The organism is Limoniibacter endophyticus (assembly GCF_014652835.1).
GTDB classification, from domain to species: Bacteria; Pseudomonadota; Alphaproteobacteria; order Rhizobiales; family Rhizobiaceae; genus Limoniibacter; species Limoniibacter endophyticus.
Window position 1 is genome coordinate 1 of the sequence record NZ_BMZO01000010.1, and the last position, 25,115, is coordinate 25,115.

20 protein-coding genes and 1 pseudogene are annotated in these 25,115 nt (G+C 54.5%); 13 read left to right on the top strand and 8 right to left on the bottom strand.

Going from position 1 to position 25,115, the window contains the following annotated elements:
- The 3 genes and pseudogenes from IE151_RS14365 to IE151_RS17760 form a co-directional block, all read right to left on the bottom strand.
- Positions 1–427 (bottom strand): BapA/Bap/LapF family prefix-like domain-containing protein (locus IE151_RS14365; protein WP_189491595.1); only part of this gene is annotated, 427 nt, incomplete at its 3' end.
- Between the two features lie 166 nt (positions 428–593).
- A complete protein-coding gene (locus IE151_RS14370; RefSeq protein WP_244636820.1) occupies positions 594–1,034 on the bottom strand; it encodes a GntR family transcriptional regulator in 441 nt (146 codons plus the stop codon).
- 42 nt (positions 1,035–1,076) lie between these two features.
- A pseudogene (locus tag IE151_RS17760) lies at positions 1,077–1,262 on the bottom strand (GntR family transcriptional regulator); the annotation flags it as partial.
- A gap of 149 nt (positions 1,263–1,411) precedes the next feature.
- Between IE151_RS17760 and dctP the strand changes: the two are divergent.
- The 5 genes from dctP to IE151_RS14395 all read left to right on the top strand — a co-directional run bounded on the left by dctP (position 1,412) and on the right by IE151_RS14395 (position 7,207).
- Positions 1,412–2,392 carry a TRAP transporter substrate-binding protein DctP gene (gene dctP, locus IE151_RS14375; protein WP_189491599.1) on the top strand — a complete coding sequence of 327 codons (981 nt, stop codon included), beginning with the start codon at positions 1,412–1,414 and terminating at the stop codon, positions 2,390–2,392.
- Positions 2,393–2,492: 100 nt separating this feature from the next.
- Positions 2,493–3,041 (top strand): TRAP transporter small permease, encoded by a 549-nt coding sequence (locus tag IE151_RS14380; RefSeq protein WP_189491602.1) that lies wholly within the window; start codon positions 2,493–2,495, stop codon positions 3,039–3,041.
- Positions 3,041–4,357 (top strand): TRAP transporter large permease, encoded by a 1,317-nt coding sequence (locus IE151_RS14385; protein ID WP_189491605.1) that lies wholly within the window; start codon positions 3,041–3,043, stop codon positions 4,355–4,357. Before IE151_RS14380 ends, IE151_RS14385 begins: the two co-directional genes overlap by 1 nt.
- A gap of 17 nt (positions 4,358–4,374) precedes the next feature.
- Positions 4,375–5,688: a malonyl-CoA decarboxylase gene (locus IE151_RS14390; RefSeq protein ID WP_189491607.1), complete on the top strand. Its 1,314-nt coding sequence runs from the start codon at positions 4,375–4,377 to the stop codon at positions 5,686–5,688.
- Complete coding sequence (locus IE151_RS14395; RefSeq protein ID WP_189491610.1) at positions 5,681–7,207, top strand: malonate--CoA ligase; 1,527 nt, start codon at positions 5,681–5,683, stop codon at positions 7,205–7,207. The genes IE151_RS14390 and IE151_RS14395 overlap by 8 nt, the downstream gene beginning before the upstream one ends.
- A gap of 48 nt (positions 7,208–7,255) precedes the next feature.
- On the opposite strand, the gene IE151_RS14400 is transcribed toward IE151_RS14395, so the two are convergent.
- The 4 genes from IE151_RS14400 to IE151_RS14415 all read right to left on the bottom strand — a co-directional run bounded on the left by IE151_RS14400 (position 7,256) and on the right by IE151_RS14415 (position 12,357).
- Positions 7,256–8,716, bottom strand: a complete 1,461-nt coding sequence (locus IE151_RS14400) for an alanine/glycine:cation symporter family protein (protein WP_189491613.1) — start codon at positions 8,714–8,716, stop codon at positions 7,256–7,258.
- Between the two features lie 127 nt (positions 8,717–8,843).
- The gene (locus IE151_RS14405; RefSeq protein ID WP_189491616.1) at positions 8,844–9,203 is read right to left on the bottom strand and encodes a DUF1850 domain-containing protein; all 360 of its coding nucleotides are present in this window, start codon (positions 9,201–9,203) and stop codon (positions 8,844–8,846) included.
- A gap of 1 nt (position 9,204) precedes the next feature.
- Entirely contained in the window at positions 9,205–11,307 is a 2,103-nt protein-coding gene (locus IE151_RS14410) for a TRAP transporter permease (protein WP_189491619.1), read from the bottom strand.
- Positions 11,308–11,403: 96 nt separating this feature from the next.
- A complete protein-coding gene (locus IE151_RS14415) occupies positions 11,404–12,357 on the bottom strand; it encodes a TAXI family TRAP transporter solute-binding subunit (RefSeq protein WP_189491622.1) in 954 nt (317 codons plus the stop codon).
- 241 nt (positions 12,358–12,598) lie between these two features.
- On the opposite strand from IE151_RS14415, the gene IE151_RS14420 reads away from it, so the two are divergent.
- Complete coding sequence (locus IE151_RS14420; protein ID WP_189491625.1) at positions 12,599–14,803, top strand: mechanosensitive ion channel domain-containing protein; 2,205 nt, start codon at positions 12,599–12,601, stop codon at positions 14,801–14,803.
- A 220-nt stretch (positions 14,804–15,023) separates the two neighbouring features.
- Here the strand turns inward: IE151_RS14420 and IE151_RS14425 are convergent, their stop codons facing one another.
- Positions 15,024–15,725: a Crp/Fnr family transcriptional regulator gene (locus IE151_RS14425; protein WP_244636787.1), complete on the bottom strand. Its 702-nt coding sequence runs from the start codon at positions 15,723–15,725 to the stop codon at positions 15,024–15,026.
- Positions 15,726–16,170: 445 nt separating this feature from the next.
- Here IE151_RS14425 and IE151_RS14430 point away from each other — a divergent pair, with 445 nt between their 5' ends.
- The 7 genes from IE151_RS14430 (at position 16,171) to IE151_RS14460 (ending at position 25,093) form a co-directional block, all read left to right on the top strand.
- Positions 16,171–17,841, top strand: coding sequence for a glycoside hydrolase family 13 protein (locus IE151_RS14430; RefSeq protein ID WP_189491627.1), 1,671 nt, complete (start codon positions 16,171–16,173; stop codon positions 17,839–17,841).
- A gap of 485 nt (positions 17,842–18,326) precedes the next feature.
- The gene (gene repA / locus IE151_RS14435; protein ID WP_244636789.1) at positions 18,327–19,490 is read left to right on the top strand and encodes a plasmid partitioning protein RepA; all 1,164 of its coding nucleotides are present in this window, start codon (positions 18,327–18,329) and stop codon (positions 19,488–19,490) included.
- Positions 19,475–20,515, top strand: a complete 1,041-nt coding sequence (repB, locus tag IE151_RS14440; RefSeq protein WP_189491631.1) for a plasmid partitioning protein RepB — start codon at positions 19,475–19,477, stop codon at positions 20,513–20,515. Before repA ends, repB begins: the two co-directional genes overlap by 16 nt.
- 207 nt (positions 20,516–20,722) lie before the next feature.
- On the top strand, positions 20,723–21,997 hold the full coding sequence (gene repC / locus IE151_RS14445) for a plasmid replication protein RepC (protein ID WP_189491633.1): 1,275 nt from the start codon (positions 20,723–20,725) through the stop codon (positions 21,995–21,997).
- 98 nt (positions 21,998–22,095) lie between these two features.
- Positions 22,096–22,689, top strand: coding sequence for a peroxidase-related enzyme (locus IE151_RS14450; RefSeq protein ID WP_189491635.1), 594 nt, complete (start codon positions 22,096–22,098; stop codon positions 22,687–22,689).
- Positions 22,690–23,248: 559 nt separating this feature from the next.
- On the top strand, positions 23,249–23,818 hold the full coding sequence (locus IE151_RS14455) for a TetR/AcrR family transcriptional regulator (protein WP_189491638.1): 570 nt from the start codon (positions 23,249–23,251) through the stop codon (positions 23,816–23,818).
- A 60-nt stretch (positions 23,819–23,878) separates the two neighbouring features.
- The gene (locus IE151_RS14460; protein ID WP_189491641.1) at positions 23,879–25,093 is read left to right on the top strand and encodes an efflux RND transporter periplasmic adaptor subunit; all 1,215 of its coding nucleotides are present in this window, start codon (positions 23,879–23,881) and stop codon (positions 25,091–25,093) included.
- Positions 25,094–25,115 lie beyond the last annotated feature (22 nt).

A 25,115-nucleotide genomic window follows, 5' to 3' on the forward strand; every position in this document is an offset into this window, starting at 1 on the left:
CGCTGTCGTCTATATTATCATCGCTACCACTACCGCTCGCTGCGATGCCCGCCGCAGCGGCACCACCAGCAAGAACACCGAGAATGGGAAGCAGCGGAGATCCTTCGCCCGATCCCCCGACTAACTGATCGACCGAGCCAATCTGTGAATAGTCGATCTCCGCCAGGTCGTCGCTAATCTGCGCGTGGAACAACTCACCGTCGCTGTCCTGCAACACGAGGTCACTGTCGGTGCTATGGAAATTTTCGATCCTGATTATCTCTCCCGAGTTCAGGCGAACTATCAAAGCACCGCCCTGCGACTGGATGCTAGCCACATCCTCTGGGCCGTAGGGTATGCGAATGATGCTATCTTCCGAAACCGTTATAACCGCGCCCGAAACGGTTTCGATTGATCCATCGATCTTGCTGGTGATCTCGATTGCCATCTGCAGCCTCCGCCAGAAACACGGAACTGGATATTCAATTCCGCTTATATTCGGAATTTATTGTATGCAGATTTACTTATGTAAAGGGTTGCTGATAAACTAAATCGTGATCGATCAAGGTTACCCTGACGTGTTGCTTAAGTGCCTCACGATCACCATAAAAATACTAGGCGGTGGCGGCCTTTTGTGACGCGCGCCTGTAGCTTACAATTAAGTCGTTGAACTTGGTTCCTTGTATCGCGACGTGGTCGCGCAGAATATCGGCAGCGCTATCGCTGTCACCGGCCACCAGAGCGTCAAGCACCATGCGATGCTCCGCCAAGGATTGGTTCAGCCTTCCCCTTACTTTCAGCTGCATCCGCCGAAATGGCTTCAGTTGCCTGTGCAGCTTGCGCGCTTCCTTCGAAAGGAAAGCATTTCCCGATGCCTCGTAGATCAGGAAGTGAAAGGTTTCGTTTGCATTGTAATAACCGTTTATATCGTCACTTTCGACGGCCGCTTCGCATAAAACCACTGTCTCAGATAGCGCATGGAGAGTGTTCTGAGTAATCCGCCGCGCGGCTAATTTTCCGCAGAACGCCTCCATTTCAGCCATTACTTCGAACATTTCTATGACTTCGTCAAAAGCCGGATGGCGTACGAAAGCTCCACGTCGGGTTTGAAGGTCAAGAAGGCCTGAGGCTGCCAAAGCTTGAAACGCCTCGCGTAAAGGCGTTCGTGAAACGTTGAATTTCTTCGAAAGCGTCGTTTCGTCGAGCCGCTCCCCGCTTGCAAATGCACCTTCTATAATCAGTTCTTCAAGTTTCTCCCGCACGGCGTCCGCTCGACTTACCATAATGTCTTCCGACCAAATTTAAAACGCAACAAACCAATCCTTGCATACAAGACGCTTGACATTGAATACAATAATGCGGCTCATTGACTGATGCAACCGGCATTCGCGCTGGAGGAGAGCGCGGATGTCATAAGGTCTGGGAGGAACCTATGCTGAAACATCTAGTGCTTGCCGCATCCGTATCCCTTTTCGCGTGTAATATTGCAGAGGCAACTGAACTGCGATTATCGCATCAGTTTGCGCCCAACGACATACGCCACAAAATCGCAGACATGGTCGCCAAGGATGTCGCGGCGGCAAATGTCGATCTAAACATTAAGATATTTCCGTCGGGTTCACTCTTTAAGGCCACTGAGCAGTACCTGCCGCTAAGCCGCGGACAGCTGGATATGACGGTTTTTCCGCTTTCCTATGCAGGCGGACAACGACCGGAGTATAATCTCACCCTGATGCCAGGGCTGATAAAGGACCATGATCACGCCGCGCGCATGAATGACAGCCCGTTCATGAAGGCATTGGAGGAAATCATGGCCGAGGACGATGTCATGGTTCTCGTCCACGGTTATCTTGCTGGGGGATTTGCTTCCAAACAAGGCTGCATAACCAAGCCGGAGGATGTACGCGGCAAAACAGTACGCGCGGCAGGAAAGGCTTTCGAGCAAATGCTGGAAGGCGCTGGCGCATCAATTTCCTCAATGCCATCGTCCGAAGCATATAATGGAATGCAGCAGGGCATTCTCGACGCCATGAACACGTCGTCATCGTCGTTCGTCTCATTTCGACTGTATGAACAGGTCGGCTGCTATACGCCAGCATCGGATGTGGCGCTCTGGTTCATGTACCAGCCCATGCTGATCAACAAGACTACCTTCGAAGGCCTCACCCCGGAACAGCAAGAGGCGCTCCGTACTGCCGCTGCCAAGGCACAGGCTTATTATCTGGAGGAAGCGAAGCGAGAGGACGTCGCATCAATCGAGCCATTTGAAAAAGCTGGCGTCGAAATCGCGAAAATGACGCCCGAGGATTTCGAAGCATGGCGCAAGCTGGCGGAAACCACGTCTTACGCAGCTTTTCTCACGGAAGTTCCGGATGGGCAGAAGTTGCTCGATATGGCGCTCGAAGTGAAATGATCAGACATCGCCCCGGGCCTGCCCAGGCCCGAGGCGACGTTTTTTGATCGCCGCGTTTTTCCTGCGCTGTCGCCAGCTCTCTTCATCAGGAGAACATCCGATGGAACAAAGCATCCCTGTCCAATTGAAGGCAAGTGAAAGACATCCTGTTCTGCGATTCATCTACGGCATCTCAACTGTGTGCGGATGGTTCGCGGCAGCCCTGATCGTGGCATCGATCTTTGTCACTTGTCACATGATCTTCGTCCGGTTCGTCCTCGGCCAGTCCACTATCTGGCAGACCGAAGCCGTCATCTATATGATGATCGCCGTAACCACGATCGGTCTCTCATACGTCCAACGTCTCCGTGGTCACGTCAATGTAGACCTGATCCCGTCCCTTCTTCCGATGCCCGCAAGGCGCGCGCTCGCCTATATTGTGCTCATCGCGACCATCGTGCTGATGGCTGCGCTGACCTGGTATTCCGCCCATGCCTGGTATGATGCTTTTACCCGCAACTGGCGCTCAAGTACCGTTTGGGGCGTTCGCCTCTGGATACCATGGCTGGCACTGCCCGTCGGCTTTGGACTTTACCTTCTCCAGCTAATCGCCGACCTCGTTGCGCTTCACTTGCGCCTGGACACCCCCTTTCATCTGGAGGAAGTGTGATGGATCCATTACTGATCGGGCTTCTGGTTTCTCTTGCAACTATCTTCGTACTATTCTCGGGGGTTTCGGTAGCGGTTGGCCTTCTGCTCGTCGCAGCAGGTTTCCTGCTTATATTTGACGGTACCCGTTCTCTGATGATGATACCCGAAGTGTACTTCGCGGATCTCAACAGCTTCACAATGCTTTCCATTCCGATGTTCATCATCATGGGTGCTGCAATCGCATCGACCAAGGCAGGCGCAGATCTGTTCGAAGCCTTCGAGCGCTGGATGACACGGGTGCCTGGCGGACTCGTCGTATCCAACCTTGGAGCGTGCGCCCTTTTCTCAGCCATGTCAGGCTCGAGCCCCGCGACCTGCGCGGCTATCGGCAAGATGGGTATCCCGGAGATGCGCAAGCGCGGTTATTCGGAGGAGATCGCCGCAGGGTCGATCGCTGCGGGTGGAACCCTCGGAATTCTCATTCCCCCGTCGGTCACTATGATCGTTTACGGTATCGCCACCGAAACCTCTATCGGCCGGTTGTTCCTGGCGGGCGTGCTACCGGGCATCATGCTCGTCGCCTTCTTCATGATATGGACGATCTACAGCGCCTGGAGATCCGGAACCCTCTATAATTTGTCGCAGCGTCGCTATTCATTGGCCGAACGTCTGGAGATCATGCCGCGCGTCCTCCCCTTTCTGCTGATCATCGGCGGCGTCCTCTATATCATGTATGGCGGCGTTGCCACGCCCTCGGAGACAGCAGCGGTCGGAGCGCTTCTTGCCATCATTATGGCGATGATCATCTATAAGATGTGGCAACCGCGTGTTCTTTGGACTGTCTTCAGAGATTCGACCAAGGAAGCGGTGATGATCATGTTCATCATCGCGGCAGCCGGTGTCTTCGCTTATATGATGTCGTCACTTTTCATTACCCAGACCATCGCCCAGTGGATCTCCGAACTAGACGTCAATCGCTGGGTTCTGATGGGCATCATCAATGTATTTCTGCTTTTCGCCGGCTTTTTTTTGCCGCCCGTCGCAGTGATCCTAATGACCGCTCCCATTCTGATGCCAATCTTACTGGCAGCTGAATTTGACCCCTACTGGTTCGCAGTTATTCTGACAATCAACATGGAGATCGGCCTTATAACGCCACCCATCGGACTTAATCTCTACGTCATAAACTCGATCGCGCCCGACATCTCCTTGAAGAAAATCCTCGTGGGCTCTCTTCCTTATGTCCTGTGCATGGTGACTGCCATCATCGTACTCTGCTTCTTTCCGGGAATTGCGACTTGGCTGCCTACCGCCGTCATGGGCCCTGCCAACTGAAGCCACGGGGGAATATCATGAAGACGTCCTTCTTCAGTGACCTACTTGCGACTTTGTTCGATCGGCCCCTTTGGCTCGAGGCAACCCCCAGTGCACAACCGATGCACGAGTTATGCAAAGAGCTTCTAGCTGGAAGCGGCGAGATCACCGGAATGCGTACCGCACGCACCATCCTGAGCCGCTACAAATCGATGACAAAGGAGGAAAAGATCACGTTTTTCCAATACTTGACGGAAGAACTTGACGTTGACGCAAGTGCAATCATAGCGGCGGCGAGGCAATATGGCGCTTCTCCCGATGCTCGTGGTTTTGCAAAACTAAGCGAGGCTAGCGAGCCACCGCGGCAAGAATTCCTGCGCCGGCTTAACCGGGTGCCCGGTGCAACAGGCGAACTGGTTCGAATGCGCCTCGATCTTCTTGGGCTCTGTGACAAGTACCCGGAGTTCGCCCGCGCCGATATTGATTTCGTACATCTGTTCAAGTCCTGGTTCAACCGCGGCTTTCTCGTACTGCGGCACATCGACTGGCACACGCCGGCAAACATCCTTGAGAAAATCATCGAGTATGAAGCGGTTCATGCCATCAACAGCTGGGATGAACTGCGCCGGCGCCTCCTGCCGGTCGACCGGCGATGTTTTGCCTTTTTTCACCCCGCTATGGTCGATGAGCCTTTGATCTTTGTAGAAGTTGCGCTGCTGAGGGATATCCCGGGTTCGATACAAGCAGTGTTGGCCGAAGAGCGTCACCATATCCAGCCGGCACAGGCCGACACCGCCGTATTCTATTCAATCTCCAACTGTCAGGCCGGCTTAAAAGGCATTTCCTTTGGGAATTCGCTGATCAAGCAGGTGGTGGAAGAACTCAGTCAGGAAATGCCAAACCTGAAAAATTTCGTTACCTTGTCACCGATCCCAGGCCTCTCGCGCTGGCTCGAAAAACGTGCCGAAAATCATGACGAGATTGCAAAGAAAGTTCTTGTCGCATCCGAAAACGGTGACGGCGATGTCGCCGCGCTGCGGGATGATCTACGCGCGCTTGCGTCCGTCTATCTGCTTGAGGAAAAACGGAGCGACGGATTGCCCATCGATCCCGTTGCGCGCTTCCATCTCGGCAATGGCGCGTCAGTGCATGAGGTGCACGCGCTGGCTGACAAATCTGCAAATGGTTTAAAGCAGTCTTGCGGTGCAATGGTCAACTATCTCTACGACCTGAAAACCGTCGAGCAGAATCACGAGAATTTCGTGACCCAGAATATTGTCGCCAGCTCGCGCTCGGTTAAAGCGGCGGCAAAAAGTGCATCTATGAAAAGAGGAACAGTCGCAAATGTCTAACATGCTCTATGAAGCGCTGTTTGCGCCGCTAGCCGGGCGGTCTTCGACATTCTTGTTTACCCGTGAAGGCAAAGAAATCTCGGGACGGGATTTCCATGATCTTGTGCTGCGTTTTGCATCGACATTTGCCACGCTTGGCCTCAAGTGCGGCGACCGCGTGGCTGTTCAGGTCGCGAAATCACCGGAGGCGCTTGCTCTTTACGGCGCAGCCGTCGCATCAGGCATCGTGTTCCTTCCATTGAATACGGCCTACACCGCCTCGGAGGTGGCATATTTCGTCGATGATTCAGGGGCCGCTCTCTTGATCGGTGATGACGCCCATGCTGCAACGTTGCAAGAAGTGGCACAGAAGGCCCGCGCGAAGTTCCTGTCGCTCAATGCCGACGGGTCCGGGACTTTCTCCGACGAGGCCGAAAAGGAGAGTGCCACCTATGTCCCGGCTGAGCGAGGACCGGATGATCTGGCCGCCCTGCTCTACACCTCAGGCACCACAGGTCGCTCCAAAGGAGCGATGCTGTCGCAGAAGAACCTCCTGTCGAATGCCGAAGTATTGGTAAGGGAATGGCGCTTTACCGGCGAGGACGTCCTTCTCCACGCATTGCCGATCTTTCACACACACGGCCTTTTCGTCGCATGCAACGTTGTATTGCTCTCCCGCGGTTCGATGATTTTCCTGCCCTCTTTCAAGCCGGACGACATTATCCGCTTCCTGCCAATGGCAACGTCGATGATGGGCGTTCCGACCTTCTATACACGTCTGCTTGATGATCCTCGGTTCGACCGCGAACTGACGCAGCATATGCGGCTGTTCACCTCCGGCTCGGCTCCGCTGCTGGCGGACACGCACGTCGCCTTCGAGAAGCGCACGGGACACAAGATCCTGGAACGGTACGGCATGACCGAGACCAACATGAGCACGTCAAACCCCTATGAAGGCGAGCGCCGCGCGGGAACAGTAGGCTTCCCGCTGCCTGGTATTGAACTTCGGATTGTAAACGCAGATACGAACGAACCTGCTGCCGATGGCGAGCCCGGCATCATCGAGGTGCGCGGCCCCAACGTTTTTCAAGGCTATTGGAGGATGCCAGAAAAAACGAAAGAAGAGCTTCGAGAGGATGGCTTTTTTATCACGGGAGACATCGGGCGGATAGACGAGGATGGCTATGTCAGTATCGTCGGACGACAAAAGGATCTCATCATCACCGGGGGCTATAACGTCTATCCCAAGGAGATCGAGCTTGTTTTTGATGAGCAGCCAGGCGTAATGGAGTCGGCCGTCATCGGCTTGCCGCACCCGGATTTTGGAGAGGCCGTTGCATGCGTCGTCGTGCCCGAGAATGGAACGTCGCTCAATCCGTCCGAACTTGAAGCAATAGCGGGTGAAAAACTCGCACGGTTCAAGCAGCCGAAAGTGATTTTCATCGTAGATGAGCTACCACGAAATACCATGGGAAAAGTGCAGAAAAATGTGCTGCGCGACACGTATCATGAGTATTTTCGAGAGAAATCGCTCATCTGATCCGCATGCAGACGAGCGCCGGCTCAACGCGGCGCTCGTCTTGAAAGCTTACGCAGAACGCTCGCTTTCCTTCCACTCTTCCCATCCCTTGTCGCCCCTCATGAAGGCTTCAATCTGTTCACGGTCAGCTTCGAGCTTGGGATCATGCTTGAGATAGAGCCTAGTTTCTCTGGCGATCAATCCCGACATGATGAGCAACCCAATCAGGTTGGGGATAGCCATCAAACCGTTCATCACGTCTGAGAAATTCCACACGACACCCAGTTGAACCGTGCACCCTATAAAGACGACTAAAGAGAACAGAATTCGGAACGGAACGACGCCCCCTCGACCGACCAGACGTTCCACGTTGCGCTCACCATAATAGGCCCAGCCAAGAATCGTCGAATAGGCGAACAGCACAAGACCGACCGTGACAATCCAATGTCCCCACTCGCCGGGTAAGCCATGGCTGAACGCCTCACCGGTCATGATGGCCGCCGAAATCTGCGTCCCCGTGGCCGGGTCGACCTCATTCCAGACGCCGGTCGTAATGATCACCAAACCAGTACAAGAAACCACGATAATGGTATCGATGAAGGTCTGTGTCATGGATACGAGGCCCTGGCGTACAGGATGGGCCGTCTTGGCAGATGCAGCCGCGATTGCCGCAGAACCCATGCCGGATTCATTCGAGAATATGCCACGCGCCACGCCGAACTGCACAGCAATCATTATCGTCGATCCAACAAATCCACCAACCGCGGAGGAACCTGTGAATGCAGAGCTGAAGACTTCGGCGAGGGCGGCAGGAACCGACGTAATATTGACGAACAGGATGTAGAGAGCGCCTGCGACGTAGAAAACAATCATAGCCGGAACCAGCCCCGCGGTCACACGGCCGATCGACTTGATGCCCCCAACCAGGACAAGCAGTGTCATACCCGCAAGTACCGCGCCGGTAGTCCAGGTTGGAATGGCAAAACTGCGATCGAGATTGGACGCGATCGAATTACCCTGTGTCATGTTCCCAATACCGAAACACGCACATACGGCAAATATTGCAAAGGACAATGCCAGCACTTTGCCGAAAGCGTTCGGAATACCGCGCTCGAGATAATATTGGGGGCCGCCCGATTTTTCGTTGGCTGCATCCGTCACACGGTAGCGGACGGCCAAAAAAGCTTCCGAATATTTCGAGGCCATACCGAGTAAAGCTGTAACCCACATCCAGAAAAGAGCGCCGGGACCACCCACGGCGATCGCGGTTGCGACGCCGACGATATTGCCGGTACCCACCGTCGCTGCCATTGCAGTGGTCAAAGCCTGAAACTGAGAAATGTCGCCGTCCGTTCCATCGTCACGCCGCTTCAGGAAGCCCAGTCGTAAAGCTGCTCCCAAACGAACCAGCTGTATTCCCCCGAGGCGGATGGTCAAGATTATGCCGGTTCCCAGGAGCAACGGGATCAGCAGATAAGGTCCCCAAATAATACTGCCTATTTCACCCAGAATACTTTCAAGCTCGTCCATAACTCCATCAACTCCCTAAGTCACTTATTCGAGGGTATAAGAGGTTTAACTCATGAGCAGCAATCACTTAGAACACGCAAGGTCCACGGTTCCTAAATGAGCGCTTTCCTGCCTATCGCCGCCTGTTTTAATTGCACGTCTTGATGCGCACTGGCTCAGCCTCTGTCGCGCCGAGCTCCAGGCACCGATCTTCCGTGCACATGGACCAACCACTCACGGTTTTTCCAGAGGCCGCAAGAACGATTTCCTGCCTGGGTGGAATTTTTGGAACGTAACGATACCAGCCATCTTTCAGCACCGCTTCTTCGGGTGGCTCCATGCCAGCGCCCGATCCTTTTAACCGCGCTTCTACAATGACCATACCCTGAGGAGTGACGACCCAATCCTCCTCCCAGGGCGTTTTCTCAACGCTATGCGTCCACGACAGAAGAAACGCGGTGGTGGCGAGCTTCAGCACGCCGCCCGCCGTTGCAATGCAAATCGCCATGTCAGGCCGTCACCGCCGATATCTGTCGCGACTTCCAGAAGTGCCATGCGAGGAACGCAATGCAGGCAGCAAAACCTATCTCATCGCTCAGAGGATAAGTCGCAAGCATCAAGGCAATCGCTGAGAAAGCCCATACACGCTCCCATATCCTGAGTGGGGTCCGCAGGTGGCCGATAGTAGCCGCGCCCCAGAGAACGATGCTGAGCAGCGCCTTTACAAGCATGTAGGCGAAGGCCGGCCACAAGCCCCAGGCAGCACTTAGAGGGCCGCCCTCCTGCAGCATTATTGCCGGTTCATAAACCGCCATGAACGGAATGGCAAAGCCCGCCGCTGCAATGCGTATGGCCTGCATCCCGATCTTCATACCCGATACTTTTGCTATCGGCGCAGCCGCGAAGGCGGCCAAGGCTACCGGTGGCGTCAAGTCGGCCATGATGCCGAAGTAGAAGACGAACATATGCGAGACAATGAGCGGCACCTCGAGATGAAGCAGCGCGGGACCAGCAATGGACGAGGTGATAATGTAATTGGGGATAGTCGGGATGCCCATACCGAGCACCAGACAGGTCAACATGGTCAAAATCAGCGAAAGAAAGAGCGAACTTTCTCCAATGCTGACAATAACACGCGCGAAGGTCGAACCTGCACCAGTCAGGGCAAGAACGCCAATAATGATCCCTACGAGCGCACAGGCGATACCGACGGGAAGCGCATTCTTCGCGCCGTCAGCCAAGCTCTGCAGACAAAGCCTGAGGGTCTGGCGGCCACCGCGAACGGCGATGTTTATGGCTATGAGCAGTGCAACCAGTACGAGGATGAGAGTGATGCCGCGCAGCTGGAATCCGAAAATATTGAATGTCGTGCTGAAAGCCGCGGCGGAAGTAAAGCCAAGCGCCATCCAGAAAAGCACGCGCACCCAGATGGGCATCGTCGTCGAGACCGGAACGCCGAGAATAATCAGGACGGTAAGACTTAGCCCGACGGTGCCGGCAAAAAGCGGGGTGTAGCCTGAAAACAGCAACCAAACGAGCACTGCCAGCGGCAGGATGAGATACCAGCGCTGCCTCAATGCACCCAGAACGCTCGGCATATCCTCTTTGTTAAGACCTTTCATACCAAGCCGGCGAGCTTCCAGATCAACCATTAAAAAAACTGTCACGAAGTACAGCAGCGCAGGCACGACAGCAGCTTTGACGATTTCGACGTAAGGAAGACCGAGAGTTTCAGCCATGATAAACGCGACAGCGCCCATCACTGGTGGCATGATCTGACCGCCCATAGAGGCGACGGCCTCGACCCCACCCGCGAAAGCCGGACGGAAGCCCGAACGCTTCATGAGCGGAATTGTAAAGGCACCGGTCGTCACAACATTGGCGACGCCCGAGCCATTAATCGTTCCCATCATGGCGGAGGAGAACACGGAGACTTTTGCAGGACCGCCACGCGATGCGCCAACGGAGCCCATAGCTACGTCGTTGAAGAGCTGGATCATTCCCGCGCGCTCGAGGAATGCTCCGAACAGAATGAAGAGAAAAATATAGCTCGAAGAAACGTAGATCGGGGTGCCGTAAATTCCTTCCGTTCCCAGGAAGAGCACTTCGACGATCTGGTCGAAACCATAGCCTCGGTGGTTCAACGGATATGGAAGATATTGCCCAAACAGGCCGTAACAAAGGAACGCTGCACAGATGAGTGGAAGCGTCCAACCCATCATCTTCTGCCCGGCCCAAAATACCAGGGCGATCGCCATGACCCCTACAACTATGTCTGCCGTCGTCGGCTCGCCCGCGCGGATGATAAGGTCATCGTGAAACCGCCAATGGTAAAGGCTGATAACAAAGGCGAAGATTGCCGTCCCCCACAGAAGCAGGCGCGTCCCTGACTGCGACGTCGAATTGGCATAGAGACCAAACAGCAGCAGGAGCAGAAACCCTACATGCACCGAACGGACGATCTGACTCGCCAAAGGCGAATAAGCGGCAGTCCATAGCTGAAAAGCCGAAAACGCGATGGCTATGGCGAACAGAATCTTAGCACCGGCACCCATTCCCCATCCCGGGATATGCTCGGCGGACTCCACGGTGTCGTCGGCTACATGCGACATGGTGAACCTTCGATATGGTGATAACCTGCAAGACGCCGGGACAACCCGGCGTCTTTAACCTTAAAGTTTTACAAGTCGATCCAATAAAGCTGCGGCTTACTGGATTCCCTTTTCAGCATAATATTTCATCGCCCCAGGATGAACCGGCACTGGAGAATCGATAGTGCTCTTGTCAAGTTTGATCGCCCTGGCAGAGGCGTGCGCAGCAGTCAGCTGATCCAGATTCTCAAACAGGCTCTTGGTCATCTGATAAACGAGATCATCGCTCATATCCTTGCGGACGATGAGATAGTTGATGACAGAGGCCGTGGTAACGTCTTTGTCCTGACCTTCATAGGTGTTCGCAGGAATCGTGTTCACCTGATATGGCGAGCCAATCTTTTCAATGATTTCTGCGGGGACCTCGACGACGTTGATCGGAACGGCATTCGCAAGATCGCGAAGCGAGGCCACGCCGAGACCGGACGATTGGAGCGTAGCATCAAGCTGACGGTTCTTCATAAGCTCGACGGATTCAGCAAAAGGCAGGTATTCGATCTTGCCCAGATCATCATAGGACATGCCCGCAGCGGCGAGAATGGTGCGGGCGTTGAGCTCGGTACCTGATTTAGGCGCGCCCACCGAAATGCGCTTACCCTTGAGATCCGCGAGCGTTGTGATGCCCGACTCCCTCGACGCTACGATCTGCACATAGTTCGGGTAGATGGCAGCCATCGTCGCGATGTCGGTCAGCTTCTTGCTGAATCCAGCTTCGGCGTTCCCCTCATATGCATCCCGCAGTGAATCTCCCAGGGTAAAACCTACCTCACCACGACCGCTATTGATGAGATTGATATTTTCGATGGACGCTTTTGTTGCCTGCACTGACGGGCGTACATCGGGCAAACCGGAATAAATCTTCTCCATTGCCACGCCCATGGGATAATAAACCCCACTGGTACCACCCGTCAGGATGTTGATGAATTCTTGAGCCTTGGCAAAGCCACCGCCAAAGGCAACGCCAATTGCGACTGCCGCACCAGCGACAATCCCTTTACGGAACAACGACATTTCTGATCTCCTCCTTGATCCGCCCGATTCCCCCGGCGAACATAACTGACCTAACTTATTAGGGTATGCTGCCTCTTTGCAAGTAGGATCAGAAATGAAGAGACCAATAATGGGATTGCCCTGGCGCCTGACCAAGATGCTATGGACAAAACACGGCTTCCCAGACATTTACGGTCGAAAGGGTTGACGACGCGGCTCGTTACGCCATGCTTTGACGATCTCCGCAACCGGAAAGGACCTCATGCTCCTCCGCCTCCTATTCATCAGTATCGTCGCCTCTTTTCTCTCCTTCAGCCACGGGGCGTTTGCTCAAGACATGCCAAGCGGGCAGGAGACACCTGCCGCGAGTGTGGAAGATCTGGTTCGAATTCTGGAGAATGAGGATGCTCGCAACGCCCTGCTGACCAAACTGAAGACGCAGGTATCAGCAGCGGGCCAGGAAGCAGCAGTGCAGACCGAACCCACCTTAGCACGGCAGATTGCCGAACAGACCCGGGCGGCAGCTGAACAGATCGTTACGGGCGGTACGGCGATCTGGGCGGGCGTGACGGCGGTTGCCGCCATGCTTTCGGGATCATCCGACGTTGACTATGGCGTGATCTGGAATGTTGCGATTCACGTCGTCCTTGTCGGCGCCGGATTGTTTACGTCGTTCTTCCTTGTGGCAATGCTTATGCATGTTGTGCAACGGAGGCTGGAGGGCCGCGCGAGCGGACGGCATTGGTCAGTCCGTGCGGCATTTATGGTGATTTCAACAGTCTTGGACGGGCTCAGTGTCGCGATCGCATGGGGGGCGGGGTATTTCATCGCTCTTCAGATTATCGGTGGCGCAACCGGGCGGATGGACATTAACCAGACGCTCCTTCTGAACGCGTTCCTCATGGTGGAAATGCTGAAGGTCGCCATGCGGCTCGTTCTTCAGCCGCGTTTTCCCGCATTCCGTCTGATCCCGATGTCCGATACGACATCTGCCTACTGGTATTTCTGGCTTTCCCGCGGGGTGTCGCTCGTCGGATACACATTTATGTTCGTGGCTCCAGTAATCGACACGAACGTGTCCCCTGCCGCGGCGCAGGCTGTGCGTGTTCTTGTCATGCTAACCGTCACCGTGACCGGCATACTTATCGTTCTGCAAAATCGGGTGCGCGTCCGCGCGACACTGTCATCACGTGCTTCAAGAGGCCGAAGCGATTTTATCAGCCGCGCGAGTGCTGTTTTTGCCGGCGTATGGCATCTCGTCGCGATAGCTTATCTGATTGCGTTCTTCGTCGTCTGGTTGGTCAACCCGACCGCGGCTCTCCCCTTCATGATTACCGCGACGGTGCAATCCTTCATCGCCGTCCTCGTGGGCGGGCTGGTCATAACCTTCATCTCGCGCTTCGTGAACGCGGGCTTGCGACTTCCCGACGATTTGCGGCTCCGTCTTCCCGCCCTTGAGGGCCGATTGCAAGCTTTCGTGCCACGCGTCATGCAGGTGACCCGGACGATCGTCGTGATTGCGGTGGTCATAGCGATCGCACAAGCCTGGGGTCTGATCGACTTTCTGAGCTGGGTAACGACGGAGCGAGGACAAAGAATAACCGGCTCGTTGTTCGCAGCCCTCGTCATCCTGCTTTTCGGCTTCGTCGCCTATCTCGCAATGTCTTCCTGGGTAGAGTATCGACTTAACCCCGACTACGGTTCTGTTCCAACGAGTCGCGAGAAAACACTGCTTTCGCTATTCCGTAACGCCTTCACCATCGCGTTAATTGTTCTCGTCACCATGCTGGCCCTGGCCCAGCTCGGCGTAAACATCGCACCGCTTCTGGCTGGTGCGGGCGTGCTTGGACTGGCAGTGGGCTTCGGCGCGCAGAAGCTCGTTCAGGATATCATAACCGGCGTTTTCATCCAGCTCGAGAACGTGATGAACGAGGGCGACGTCGTTGATCTGGGAGGCGTGAGCGGGGTCGTGGAGAAGCTCACCATTCGTTCCGTTTCCATCCGTTCTCTCGACGGAACGCTGCACCTGGTCCCCTTCTCCTCCGTCGACACAGTTGCCAATATGATGAAGGGCTTCGGCTATCACGTCGCTGAAATCAGGGTTGCCTATCGCGAAAACATCGCAGAGGTGAAGGAAGCCATGCAGGAGGCTTTCGAACTTCTGCAGCAGACCGAGTGGGGTGAGAAGATTATCGGCCCGCTCGACATGCAGGGTATAACCGCGTTCGGCGACAGCGCCATCACGGTCCGGGCGCGGATCAAGACAATCGCGGGAGGACATTGGGGCGCAGGTCGTGCATACAACGAGTTTATCAAAGACGTGTTCGATCGCCGCGGCATCGAAATACCCTACCCGCATGTCACACTCTATATGGGCGAGGACAAGTCGGGAAACGCGCCGCCCCTCCGGATCAAGCAGCAAAACATCGAATCCGGCGACGAGCCAGCGGCAATCATTACGTCCTGAGCAACCGACGTCTTGTTTCGAGGGTGGCAGTGACCAGCCCAGCGCGACGGTCTCCCATCGCGCACCGCCCTGCGCCAGACCGGCGACACTTTGAACGTCAAGCCAAGCCGGTCACCGTTATTGCGGGCGTTAACCTGGCCCGTTAGAGCGGGAGCAGGAGGGCCGAAGCCAGAGCACTATCAGTGCGGCCGCATCATTGTTACAATCGGCCCGTGGACAGTCATGCAGGAAAAAGAACCGCATATTCGGCTTCCGGTCGCCCATACGCGTCTTGGGCGAATTCTTCCAAAGCTCTACGGTCTCTGATGGTAATCCGCCCGCGCTGCGCGCGTATGAACTGGTTTCCCTCCAGAACATGCAAAGACGTTGTAACACTTGGACGGCGAACAGCCAGCATCAACGCCAAGAACTCGTGCGTGATCTGAAGTTCATCTCGACGCAACCGGTCGTGACACATCAACAGCCACCGGCCCAAACGCTCGTCGACTTGATGAACTGCGTTTGTCAAAGCTGTATAGGATACCTGGGTGGCCAAGTTGTGGGCAGAGCGGTGCAAAAGTTCGGAGAGACCATGGCATCCGGGCATCAGATTCCATAAGTCTTCCACCTTCACCCGGTGACCATGGCCTGACGCCTGCATGATCGTCTCGTGGAAGCTCAAGGCTGATTGAACTGCCGGTGGCGTCGGGGAAAAGCCCTCATAGCCGAACATTCCCGCCTCCGCCTTCTGTCCCTCTGGAGAAACAGAGACGATTGAGCCTAACCCCTGTTCAAGGAAATAGACGTACTCAATCGTCTGGTGAGGCACCGCCAAAAGATAGCCCCTTCTCAGCTCCACAGGCTCGAGAAAGGGCTCCAACGAAGCAATTTCAGCAGCTGGAAGCCTGGCGAGAAGGTTATTCTGGTACGAAGCGGATGACACAATAGCCTCCCGGTTGGGGCAAGAGGTCCTACTCCCAACCGTTCAGGCCCAAATCAAGCGAACGGCACCAGCAAACATACCAGAAACCTTGAGTCTTGACAAAGTGATGGCGGATCGAGGGGCCGCCGGATCGAGGGAGCCAAGCAGACGCTCGAGAACGGGGCGGCGACATCGAGAATGTAGCCCCCGCGCTGAGCTACAGGATACGACGTTATTCCGCCGACCGTTCAAGCGCTTGCCGGCACCAACCTTCGGCTGGAATGCGGGCTTTGGCAAAGGCGAATTCCGGCGTCCGGAACAGATCCCAAAAGCAAGAGTTTGCTAGTGATCCCGACGCGTGGCCTGACGAAGGACACCTGCATTTTTGAGGCGTGCTGCCCCGGCGCAGCCGAACGCGGACCATCCGCGCCGGGCAGCTCAAAATCATCAAGGAGGTTACCGCGATATGAGCGAAAGCAGGTCGGAAAAAAACTGGTGGCATTCAGCAACAGTCTACCAGATCTATCCACGAAGCTTCTTCGACAGCAACGGCGATGGGATCGGCGATCTTCGCGGAATCACTCTGCATCTTGATTATCTGAAGAAGCTCGGAATCGGGTTGATCTGGCTCTCTCCGATCTTCAAGTCGCCTATGGACGACAACGGGTACGATATCTCTGACTATCAGGATATCGCCGCTGAATTTGGCACACTAAGGGACTTCGAAGAACTGCTGGAAGAAGCTCGCAAGCGGGATATCGGCATCCTGCTGGATCTCGTCGTCAACCATACCTCGGACGAACATCCCTGGTTCATGGAGGCCAGAAAGTCCGAGGATAATCCCTTCAGGAACTTCTACATATGGCGCGATCCCGATCAGGATGGTGGCCCTCCGAACTCGCTCCAATCCAGCTTCGGGGGGCCTGCCTGGTCTTACGAACCGGCAACCGGGCAATATTACTTTCATCAGTTTTCACGTCGCCAGCCAGATCTTAATTGGGACAATCCCGAAGTCAGGTGCGAAATCTACAACATGATGAACTGGTGGCTGGACAAGGGCATCGCCGGCTTCCGGATGGACGTCATAGACCGGATAGCCAAGGAGGTTGATTCGGAAATCACGGCGGATGGCCCACGCCTTCACGAATATCTTCAGGAGATGCATCGCGAGACACTGGCGGAAAGGAACGTATTGACGGTTGGCGAGGCCTGGAGCGCAACGCCAGGATCTGCCCTGCTCTATTGCGGAGAAGACAGAAACGAACTGTCCATGGTCTTTCAATTCGAACATGTGACACAGCAATGGGATCAACTCTACGGGAAATGGCGTTCCAAACCTTTTGACCTGGTGGCGCTGAAATCAGTTCTGGGCAAATGGCAGCACGCTCTCGCAAATGATGGATGGAACTCCCTCTTCTGGGGCAATCACGACCTGCCCCGTGTGGTTTCGAACTATGGAGACACGGCAGGCTACCACCGCGAGTCCGCCACCATGCTTGCCACTGCGTTGCATCTCCTGAAGGGGACGCCGTTTATTTATCAAGGCGAAGAGATTGGCATGACGAATGCCGTCTTTCAGAGAATAGAGCAATACAGAGACGTCGAGACGCTCAACATGCATCGCCTGCACATTGAGGCAGGGCTCTCGGTGGAGGAGTTCATCGCCGGCGCGAACAGGAACAGTCGCGATAACGCAAGGACGCCGATGCAATGGAACTCGGCTCCGCATGGAGGTTTTACTACCGGAACGCCTTGGATCGAAAGTAATCCAAACTATCCACAGATCAACGTGAACCAGAACCTGCGCGACGACCGCTCCATCTGGAACCACTATCGCCGCCTGATCGCCCTACGAAAATCCGAACCTGTTATTGTTTACGGTACATATCAGGGTTATTTCGACCAGCATCCCAACCTCTACGTCTACACTCGTACGCTCGGCACCCGGCGTGTCGTTATTATCGCCAATTTCACCGCTGAAAGCGTCACTTTCACTGTCCCGAACGAGCTGCGCGGGCGTGGCAGATGCCTGATCTCCAACTATGAAAATATTAAAGAATTGGAGAGCGGAGTCACGATGCGTCCATTCGAGGCCTTTGCCGTCCTGCAGCAGATTGAGCGAAGTTCATCCTGCTGACTGCAACCGACCGGCCGGAAAGCTCATGTGCATGCTCCTCAATCGGCGGGTGGAGGTTGCCGAATAATTTTCCACGAAAATCGACGGTCATTCAGCTCAGGAAGCGACCCGGCATTGTTGCAGACGAATCGAATAACGCGTTGCATGAACGACCGATTCGCTTCTCCGAAGCCCCGAGCAGGGCCAATGATGGGCATGTCAGAAAAGACTCTTAAACTGGAGCTGCACCTGCGACCTGCTGACCGAACCGCATAACCATTTATAATCAAAGGGCTTTTAGCTAGCTGGTTGATTTGAAGCGGCCGCTGATGGCGTTCAGCGTTAAGCTTTTGTTAACCAATAAAGATTTGACGAGAAGTGGAAAAACCGTAATTGTCTGTCGCGACGGTTTTTCATCATCGCTGTGCAAATTTCCGTCGGAACGCATTTCATCAGTTTATCATCGGGCGGACGCTAAGGTGACAGGATCTTCTGCACAAAAGATTATGAGACAGTCGAAGCTTCTGTCTGCGCAGCTGCAGGTCTTGCGTCAGCAGATGTACCCACCGGAAGCGATGAAGTCGATGAAAACCTTCACGTCCCGGGAGGTTGCGTCTCTTTTAGGCGTCGCGGAATCGACTCTTCGCCAGATGTCGATCGACGGTGAAGGCGTCATTCCAGATCGGCAGGATAATGGACGCCGCGCCTATACGCTCGCGCAGATCAATGAATTGCGGGTGTTTTTGGCGCATAAAAGGCCCGGTGAAAGCTTGGGTTTCCTGCCGCGCCGACGTGAAGGCGACAAGTTACAAGTCATTGCAGTGGCGAATTTCAAAGGCGGATCGGCCAAGACTACGACAACCGTCCATCTTGCACATTACATGGCCCTTCAGGGCCTACGCGTTCTTGTGCTTGACCTGGATCCCCAAGCCTCCCTCTCGACCATGTTCGGCTATCAGCCCGAGTTTGACGTCGATGAGAACGAAACACTTTATGCAGCTCTTCGCTACGATGAGGAGGAGCGCCGGCCGCTACGCGAGGTGATCCGTAAAAGCTATTTCGAGGGGGTTGATATCGTTCCTGGCAACCTCGAATTGATGGAGTATGAACACGAGACCCCTCAGGCGATCGCCAGAGGTCTTTCCCGTGGAGATGGCATGTTCTTTCGCCGGCTAAAGAGCGTCATTTCGGAAGTCGAAAATGACTATGATCTTGTTTTGATCGACTCTCCACCGCAGCTCGGTTACCTGACCCTGGGCGCACTTTATGCAGCGACGTCGCTCATCATAACGGTTCATCCAGCAATGCTCGACGTGGCTTCAATGAACCAGTTTTTAGCCATGACCAGCGACTTAATGAGTGTAATCGAGGATGCCGGCGGCAGCCTGGATCATGACTTTATCCGCTATATCATCACGCGCCACAATCCACATGATGCGCCACAGGTCAATGTCGTGGCTTTGCTGCGATCTCTTTTCGGCCAAGACGTATTGGCTGCGCCTGTCGTTGACACGACTGCGATCGCCAATGCCGGTCTGGAAAAGAAGAGTTTGTACGAAATTGCACGTGGTGCCGTAGGTCGTGATACTCTCAATCGCGCGCTTGAGTCAGTTGACGCGGTCAATGGCGAAATCTTCCAGCTGGTGAAAACCGTATGGGGACGCACATGAATACTCCAAGCGACCGCTCCAAACGCATGAAAGCCCTCTTTGGCGGCATTGACCCCTCAAGCCTGGAGCAGGCCCCCTCCCCCGCTCCGACAGAACAAGAAAAACGTGTCGGGGCTGGAGCCATAAAATCAGTCCAGGGTGCGTTTTCAGCAATCGAACAGGAGAACGACAAGCTCCGAGTAGCTCTTGCTCAAGGTGAGCGTCTCGTTGATCTCGACCCGGACTTGATCGAAGCCTCCTTTGTGCGGGATCGTATGGATTTCGAGAATGATGCAGAGTTCCAGTCACTGGTCGACAGTATTCGCGAAACCGGGCAACAGGTTCCAGTTTTGGTTCGCCCACATCCCGCACATTCAGGGCGTTACCAGCTGGCTTACGGCCACAGACGTTGGCGCGCGGCTAAAACGCTATTAATGCCGGTAAAGGCTCTAATACGACAACTTTCTGACGATGCCTTAGTTATAGCACAGGGCAAGGAGAACACTGAACGAAAATCATTATCCTTTATCGAGCAAGCGATGTTTGCCCAGACGTTGAAGGACCGCGGCTTCGATCGACAGACGATCGCCAACGCGCTTGGGCGAGGTGAAAAGAAAGGTCTCGCCTACATTTCAATGTTGACGGCGGTGACAGGCGCCCTGCCCGCCTCGCTCATTCATGCAATCGGCCCGGCTCCCTCATCCGGACGCCCCCGCTGGGAACAACTGGTGGCCCGGTATGCTGAGCTGCCCTCTGAAAGATCATTCGATGCGATGATCGCGTCGGAGGCCTGGAAAGCGCTGGAAAGTGACCAGCGTTTATTAAAAGCAATTTCCTTCTTTTCTGCTCCGACAAAGAAGCGAGAGTCCCTTACGGACAGCATCGCAAATGCGAAGGGTCAGGCCTGCATTACCGTCCAACGGAGCGGGTCCCATATCAGAATCGCCCTCGATAATCGCAAAAGTCATGGATTTGCCGACTGGCTGGTAGGTCAGTTGCCGGAAATGCTGAAGAAATTTGAACGGGAGACTGAGAATGACGACTGATAAAGCACGCGCCTGAGGCGCACTCGGCAGCGTTTTTCCTCCTGGCAGAGGTACAAACGCACAAGGGCCCACCGACTGGCATCGGCAAGCCCTTGAGAGATGAGGCAACAGCGGGCTGGCACCCGTCGTAGACCCCGGTTGGTAAAATGATTCTACGACGAGCGCAGTTTCAAATCAAGCTCTGGAGTCAATCCAGAGAATAAGATTTTGCGTGTCCACACACCGTTTTTGCCGATCCATTTCCCCAGAACGGAAGGATCGTCCTTCATAGCGAAGGCGAACGGTATTTTTATGCGCAAATTCCCAACTCTAGCATCGTTTCGCAAGCCCTCCGCCGCAATATTGGAAAGCTCCCGGCTGGCTGCTTCATTCGATCTTCCTGACACAACGAAGGCAGAAGCCTCTATTACACTGAAGCGGGCGGCGCCCTGTTTGGGTATTGATGGCACAGTTTATCATGTCCTTGACATCCTGATCGGGCTCACACGCCCACAAGACTGGCAAGGAACGAACCGACCCATTGTTGCAATTTCAAACGAGCGACTTGCAGACTATACGATGCGCTCAGAACGTACCGTTATCCGTTGCCTGCGCAAGCTCGTAGAAGCCGGCATCCTGGCTTATCGAGATAGCGCTACGGGTCGCCGATTTGTCATTCGGGATGACAACGGTCAGCAGAAGGCTGCTTTTGGCCTGGATTTTTCTCCAGCCCGCGCGCGATTAACCGCACTGAAAACAATGGCTGACGCCTTCAAGGAAAAGCTGGATCGGCAACGAGAGGTCAGACGGGCGCTGTCCGGTCTTATCCAAGCGATCAATCTTCACGCCTCACAACTCTCTCTTGAGCGACAAAACACTCTTCAGCAGGAACTCGCCAACATCATCGAATGCGAAACTCTGACGGATCAGGGGCGACTGGCACCGCTCGAAGCACTCTATGAGAAGTACATCTTGGACACGGCGAACTTGTCTGTGGAGCCGGAAGGGATGTCACCGGCGGGTGACATTGACGTCACCACTAATTATCAAACAGATAATCAACATAAAGAATGTAGCCAATCACTCGATGCTTCACCTGGAGAAGCGGTCCTAAAATCAGGTGAAAGGGAAATTGTGGAAGGGAAAGCGGTTCTTCGAACATTAGACGTTCAGTCTCCTTCCATACCTTTATCGCTTATCAGCAGCGCATTACGGGAGACCAAGAACCTCCTCCGTTGCGCCATCACCGATTGGCATAGTCTCGTATCCACCGCGCCGGTGATGTGTCGCATGATCAGCGTCTCCCAAGCCGTTTGGGCAAAGGCTGTTGATAAGATTGGTGCGATCGGAGCCTCAACGTTGCTTAGTCTCGTTCATGAGAAAGCCTGTCGGGGAGATGCCGCAATTCGCAATCCGAGTGCGTATTTTCTATCGCTTGTAGCTAACGCTGAAAGCGGTAGTTTGCAGTTGCAGAGATCCTTCTATGCACTCAGGCGAACATGAGAGTCACAGCTGTGACTATTCAGCGGTCACAGCTGTGACTCTCATAGAAGAGTTAGCGCCGTACTCCCGTCAAAGCCAGTGAGTAAAGAGAAACGCACATGATCGATACCGCTAAAGACGCTAATTTGAAAACAAACCGTTTTCCTGTCCCGCAGCTTTCTGAGCTTCCTGCAGATATCGCCGAACGTATAATGGCGGTGCAGCAAAAATCAGGCTTCGTCCCCAACATATTCTGGGCGCTAGCGCATCGCCCTGAGGAATTTCGTGCCTTCTTTGCCTATCATGATGCCTTGATGGAGAAGCCTGGAAATTTAACAAAAGCTGAACGTGAAATGATAGTCGTTGCGACGAGCAGCGTAAATCAGTGCCAGTACTGCGTGATTGCTCATGGAGCCATCCTTCGTATCCGATCGAAGAACGGTCAACTTTCCGATCAAGTCGCAATCAACTATCGCAAGGCAGACATAACCGAGCGGCAAACTGCGATGCTGGACTTCGCGATGAAAGTCTCGCGCAACGCCCACCTAATCGACGATGATGACTACGCTGTTCTGGAAACACATGGCTTCGCGCGGGAAGATGCATGGGATATTGCAGCGATCGCTGCTTTCTTTGCTATGTCAAACCGCTTGGCAAATGCAACGTCCTTACGCCCCAATCCCGAGTTCTACGTTTTAGGACGCTCGCTTTGAACGTGTCGCTGAACACTCGCTGAGAGTCGTCTCTGTATGACGCGCACTGTCACTTCACGTGCTCGTAGTCGGATTGAGAACAGGATAAGACAACGGGCTCGCTTCCGAGCTAGGCATTCTACCGACGCGATGCAAAGGGGAACAGTAGGCTCGTCCGGTTCGAAGGAGAGGTGCGGATCGCGCAATGGACGATCTGGCTCAGCGGCATCTCTAACATTTAATCGTGATCGGTAGGGTCAGCCAGCTGTATCAAAGATCTGGCGATTGTGCCCTTGACTGTCTTATCGGTTCTTTCGCTTGGCTTATTCTATTTTCAAGCGCGCGTCCCGGTATTGCTATTCTATTCCATCGGCGGGCGCGGCGCTGTTCTACTTTGGCGTTCTGACTTGGAACTTGTGGCAGGACACATCTCGCGCGGCTCGTCCAGTAGCCAGCAGAAAGGAGCACGTCTCACCCGTGTAGGACGAAAGGCTGCACGAACTTTTTTATTTTGTCATTGACTTTTGTTGCCTCATTTCCATATTTAACCGTCCGGTCGGAAATTAACGGTGTACCCTCCATGTCTCGCCCCCGTCAGATTGAGCAGGATGATATCCTGGATGCTGCTGAAGCAGTCATTGGACGCGATGGCGTCGCGAAGCTGACGCTGGACGCCGTGGCGCAAGAGGCGGGCATCAGCAAAGCGAGCGTGATCTACGACCACAAATCCAAGCACCAACTGATGCGGGCGATTGTGGCACGGCAAATGGAGCGGGAACGCTCTAAGCTACGGCGCGCCATTGAACTCCGCGGCAATAAATCGGATGCTGCCTTGCATGGGTTGTTGGCAATTGTCCGTGAAAAGATTGATGAAAATGAGCGCAGTGTCGCTTTCAACCTGTGCGCTGCGCTAACGCAAGATAGCGAAGTCTTCGAAATGATTAAGGATTTTTACTCCGAGATCATCAAGGAGGTGGAAGCGTGCGCATCGAATCGACGTTTGACCTTGATTGCTTTCCTTGCCTTGGAGGGGCTCCGCGCAATCGAATGGCACAATTTTCATCGCTGGGATGAAGAGACACGCGCCGAGCTACTTGAAGATATTGAGCTTTTGCTAGCCGGCAAATTACATGGACGCCATGATGAATAGATTTTGCAATAAAACCTAATTTCCAAAACCTCTGACCATCCAACCTCCCTGGATAATTCAATGCGACCCAAGTCAAAACTCTCCCTAACCGCTCTTTCCCTCTCAGCCCTTTTCTTACTCGCCGCGTGCGGGGAGGGGGACGAGCAGGCAGGTGGCCAGCAAATGCCGCCATCTGCCGTCGGCGTTATTGAACTTAAAGCAGAAAACATTCCCATCATCAGTGACCTGCCAGGACGTATTGCTCCGACGCGAATTGCCGAAGTGCGCCCACGCGTAACCGGCATGCTCGTCGAGCGCGTGTTCGAGCAGGGAAGTATGGTGGAGGCTGGCGATGTTCTTTACCGAATAGACGCTGAACCGTTTCGAGTTCAGGTCGAAAGTGCGAAGGCAACCTTGCAGCGGGCTCAATCGGTACAGCTGCAGGCCAAGCAGACACTTGATCGTCAGCAAAATCTTGGTTCACGAAATGTCGTGTCTACCCAGCAGGTTGAAAACGCTGTCGCCGCGCTGGCACAAGCCGACGCAGATGTAGCTATCGCTCGGGCTAACCTTGCATCTGCCGAGTTGGAACTGAATTACGCGGCGGTTAAAGCCCCTATTTCCGGGAGAATCGGCCGTGCAATGATCACCGAGGGTGCTCTCGTGAGTTCTTCGAATGCCGAGAGCTTGGCCACGATCCAACAACTCGACCCAGTTTATGCGGATTTCACGCAGACGGCCGGTGATCTTATCAAGCTGCGCCGTGGTCTTGAGAGCGGAGCGCTTTCCAGTTCCGACGCGGAAGCGGCAACTGTAACGTTGTTTTATGATGACGGCAGTGAATACGAGCACAAGGGGAAGCTTCTATTTCAGGAAGCAACCGTCGACGAGACGACAGGCCAGGTCACCTTGCGCGGCGAGTTTCCCAATCCGGAGGGCGATTTGCTGCCGGGTATGTATGTGCGCGTAAAGGTGGAGCAGGGGGTGCAGAGGAACGCTCTTGCGGTGCCACAACAGGCTGTTCAGCGTGATAATAGCGGTCAGGCGAGCGTCATGGTCGTGGGGGCCGATAACAAAGCGGAAATCCGGCGTGTTCGGACCGATCGCGCAGTCGGCGAACGTTGGGTGGTTTCCGAGGGGCTGAGCCCCGGTGATCGGGTCATTGTCGATGGTTTTCAGAAAATCGGACCCGGAGCACCGGTAAATCCAACACCGTGGCAGGGCGATACAGCCGAGCCGGGAGCACAACAAAATCAGGCTCAATCCTCCCAACAGTCCAAAGCGGCTGTAGAGTAAAGTCGGGGAAGGGATCGGCATT

Excerpts from the sequence above, each read along its gene's own strand:
- IE151_RS14455 (WP_189491638.1), top strand. The coding sequence starts at position 23,249 with ATGTCTCGCCCCCGTCAGATTGAGCAGGATGATATCCTGGATGCTGCT.
- IE151_RS14385 (WP_189491605.1), top strand. The coding sequence starts at position 3,041 with ATGGATCCATTACTGATCGGGCTTCTGGTTTCTCTTGCAACTATCTTC.
- IE151_RS14405 (WP_189491616.1), bottom strand. The coding sequence starts at position 9,203 with ATGGCGATTTGCATTGCAACGGCGGGCGGCGTGCTGAAGCTCGCCACC.
- IE151_RS14400 (WP_189491613.1), bottom strand. The coding sequence starts at position 8,716 with ATGGACGAGCTTGAAAGTATTCTGGGTGAAATAGGCAGTATTATTTGG.
- IE151_RS14370 (WP_244636820.1), bottom strand. The coding sequence starts at position 1,034 with ATGTTCGAAGTAATGGCTGAAATGGAGGCGTTCTGCGGAAAATTAGCC.
- IE151_RS14430 (WP_189491627.1), top strand. The coding sequence starts at position 16,171 with ATGAGCGAAAGCAGGTCGGAAAAAAACTGGTGGCATTCAGCAACAGTC.
- IE151_RS14450 (WP_189491635.1), top strand. The coding sequence starts at position 22,096 with ATGATCGATACCGCTAAAGACGCTAATTTGAAAACAAACCGTTTTCCT.
- IE151_RS14380 (WP_189491602.1), top strand. The coding sequence starts at position 2,493 with ATGGAACAAAGCATCCCTGTCCAATTGAAGGCAAGTGAAAGACATCCT.
- IE151_RS14460 (WP_189491641.1), top strand. The coding sequence starts at position 23,879 with ATGCGACCCAAGTCAAAACTCTCCCTAACCGCTCTTTCCCTCTCAGCC.
- IE151_RS14410 (WP_189491619.1), bottom strand. The coding sequence starts at position 11,307 with ATGTCGCATGTAGCCGACGACACCGTGGAGTCCGCCGAGCATATCCCG.
- repB (WP_189491631.1), top strand. The coding sequence starts at position 19,475 with ATGGGGACGCACATGAATACTCCAAGCGACCGCTCCAAACGCATGAAA.
- IE151_RS14390 (WP_189491607.1), top strand. The coding sequence starts at position 4,375 with ATGAAGACGTCCTTCTTCAGTGACCTACTTGCGACTTTGTTCGATCGG.
- dctP (WP_189491599.1), top strand. The coding sequence starts at position 1,412 with ATGCTGAAACATCTAGTGCTTGCCGCATCCGTATCCCTTTTCGCGTGT.
- repA (WP_244636789.1), top strand. The coding sequence starts at position 18,327 with ATGAGACAGTCGAAGCTTCTGTCTGCGCAGCTGCAGGTCTTGCGTCAG.
- IE151_RS14415 (WP_189491622.1), bottom strand. The coding sequence starts at position 12,357 with ATGTCGTTGTTCCGTAAAGGGATTGTCGCTGGTGCGGCAGTCGCAATT.
- IE151_RS14395 (WP_189491610.1), top strand. The coding sequence starts at position 5,681 with ATGTCTAACATGCTCTATGAAGCGCTGTTTGCGCCGCTAGCCGGGCGG.
- IE151_RS14420 (WP_189491625.1), top strand. The coding sequence starts at position 12,599 with ATGCTCCTCCGCCTCCTATTCATCAGTATCGTCGCCTCTTTTCTCTCC.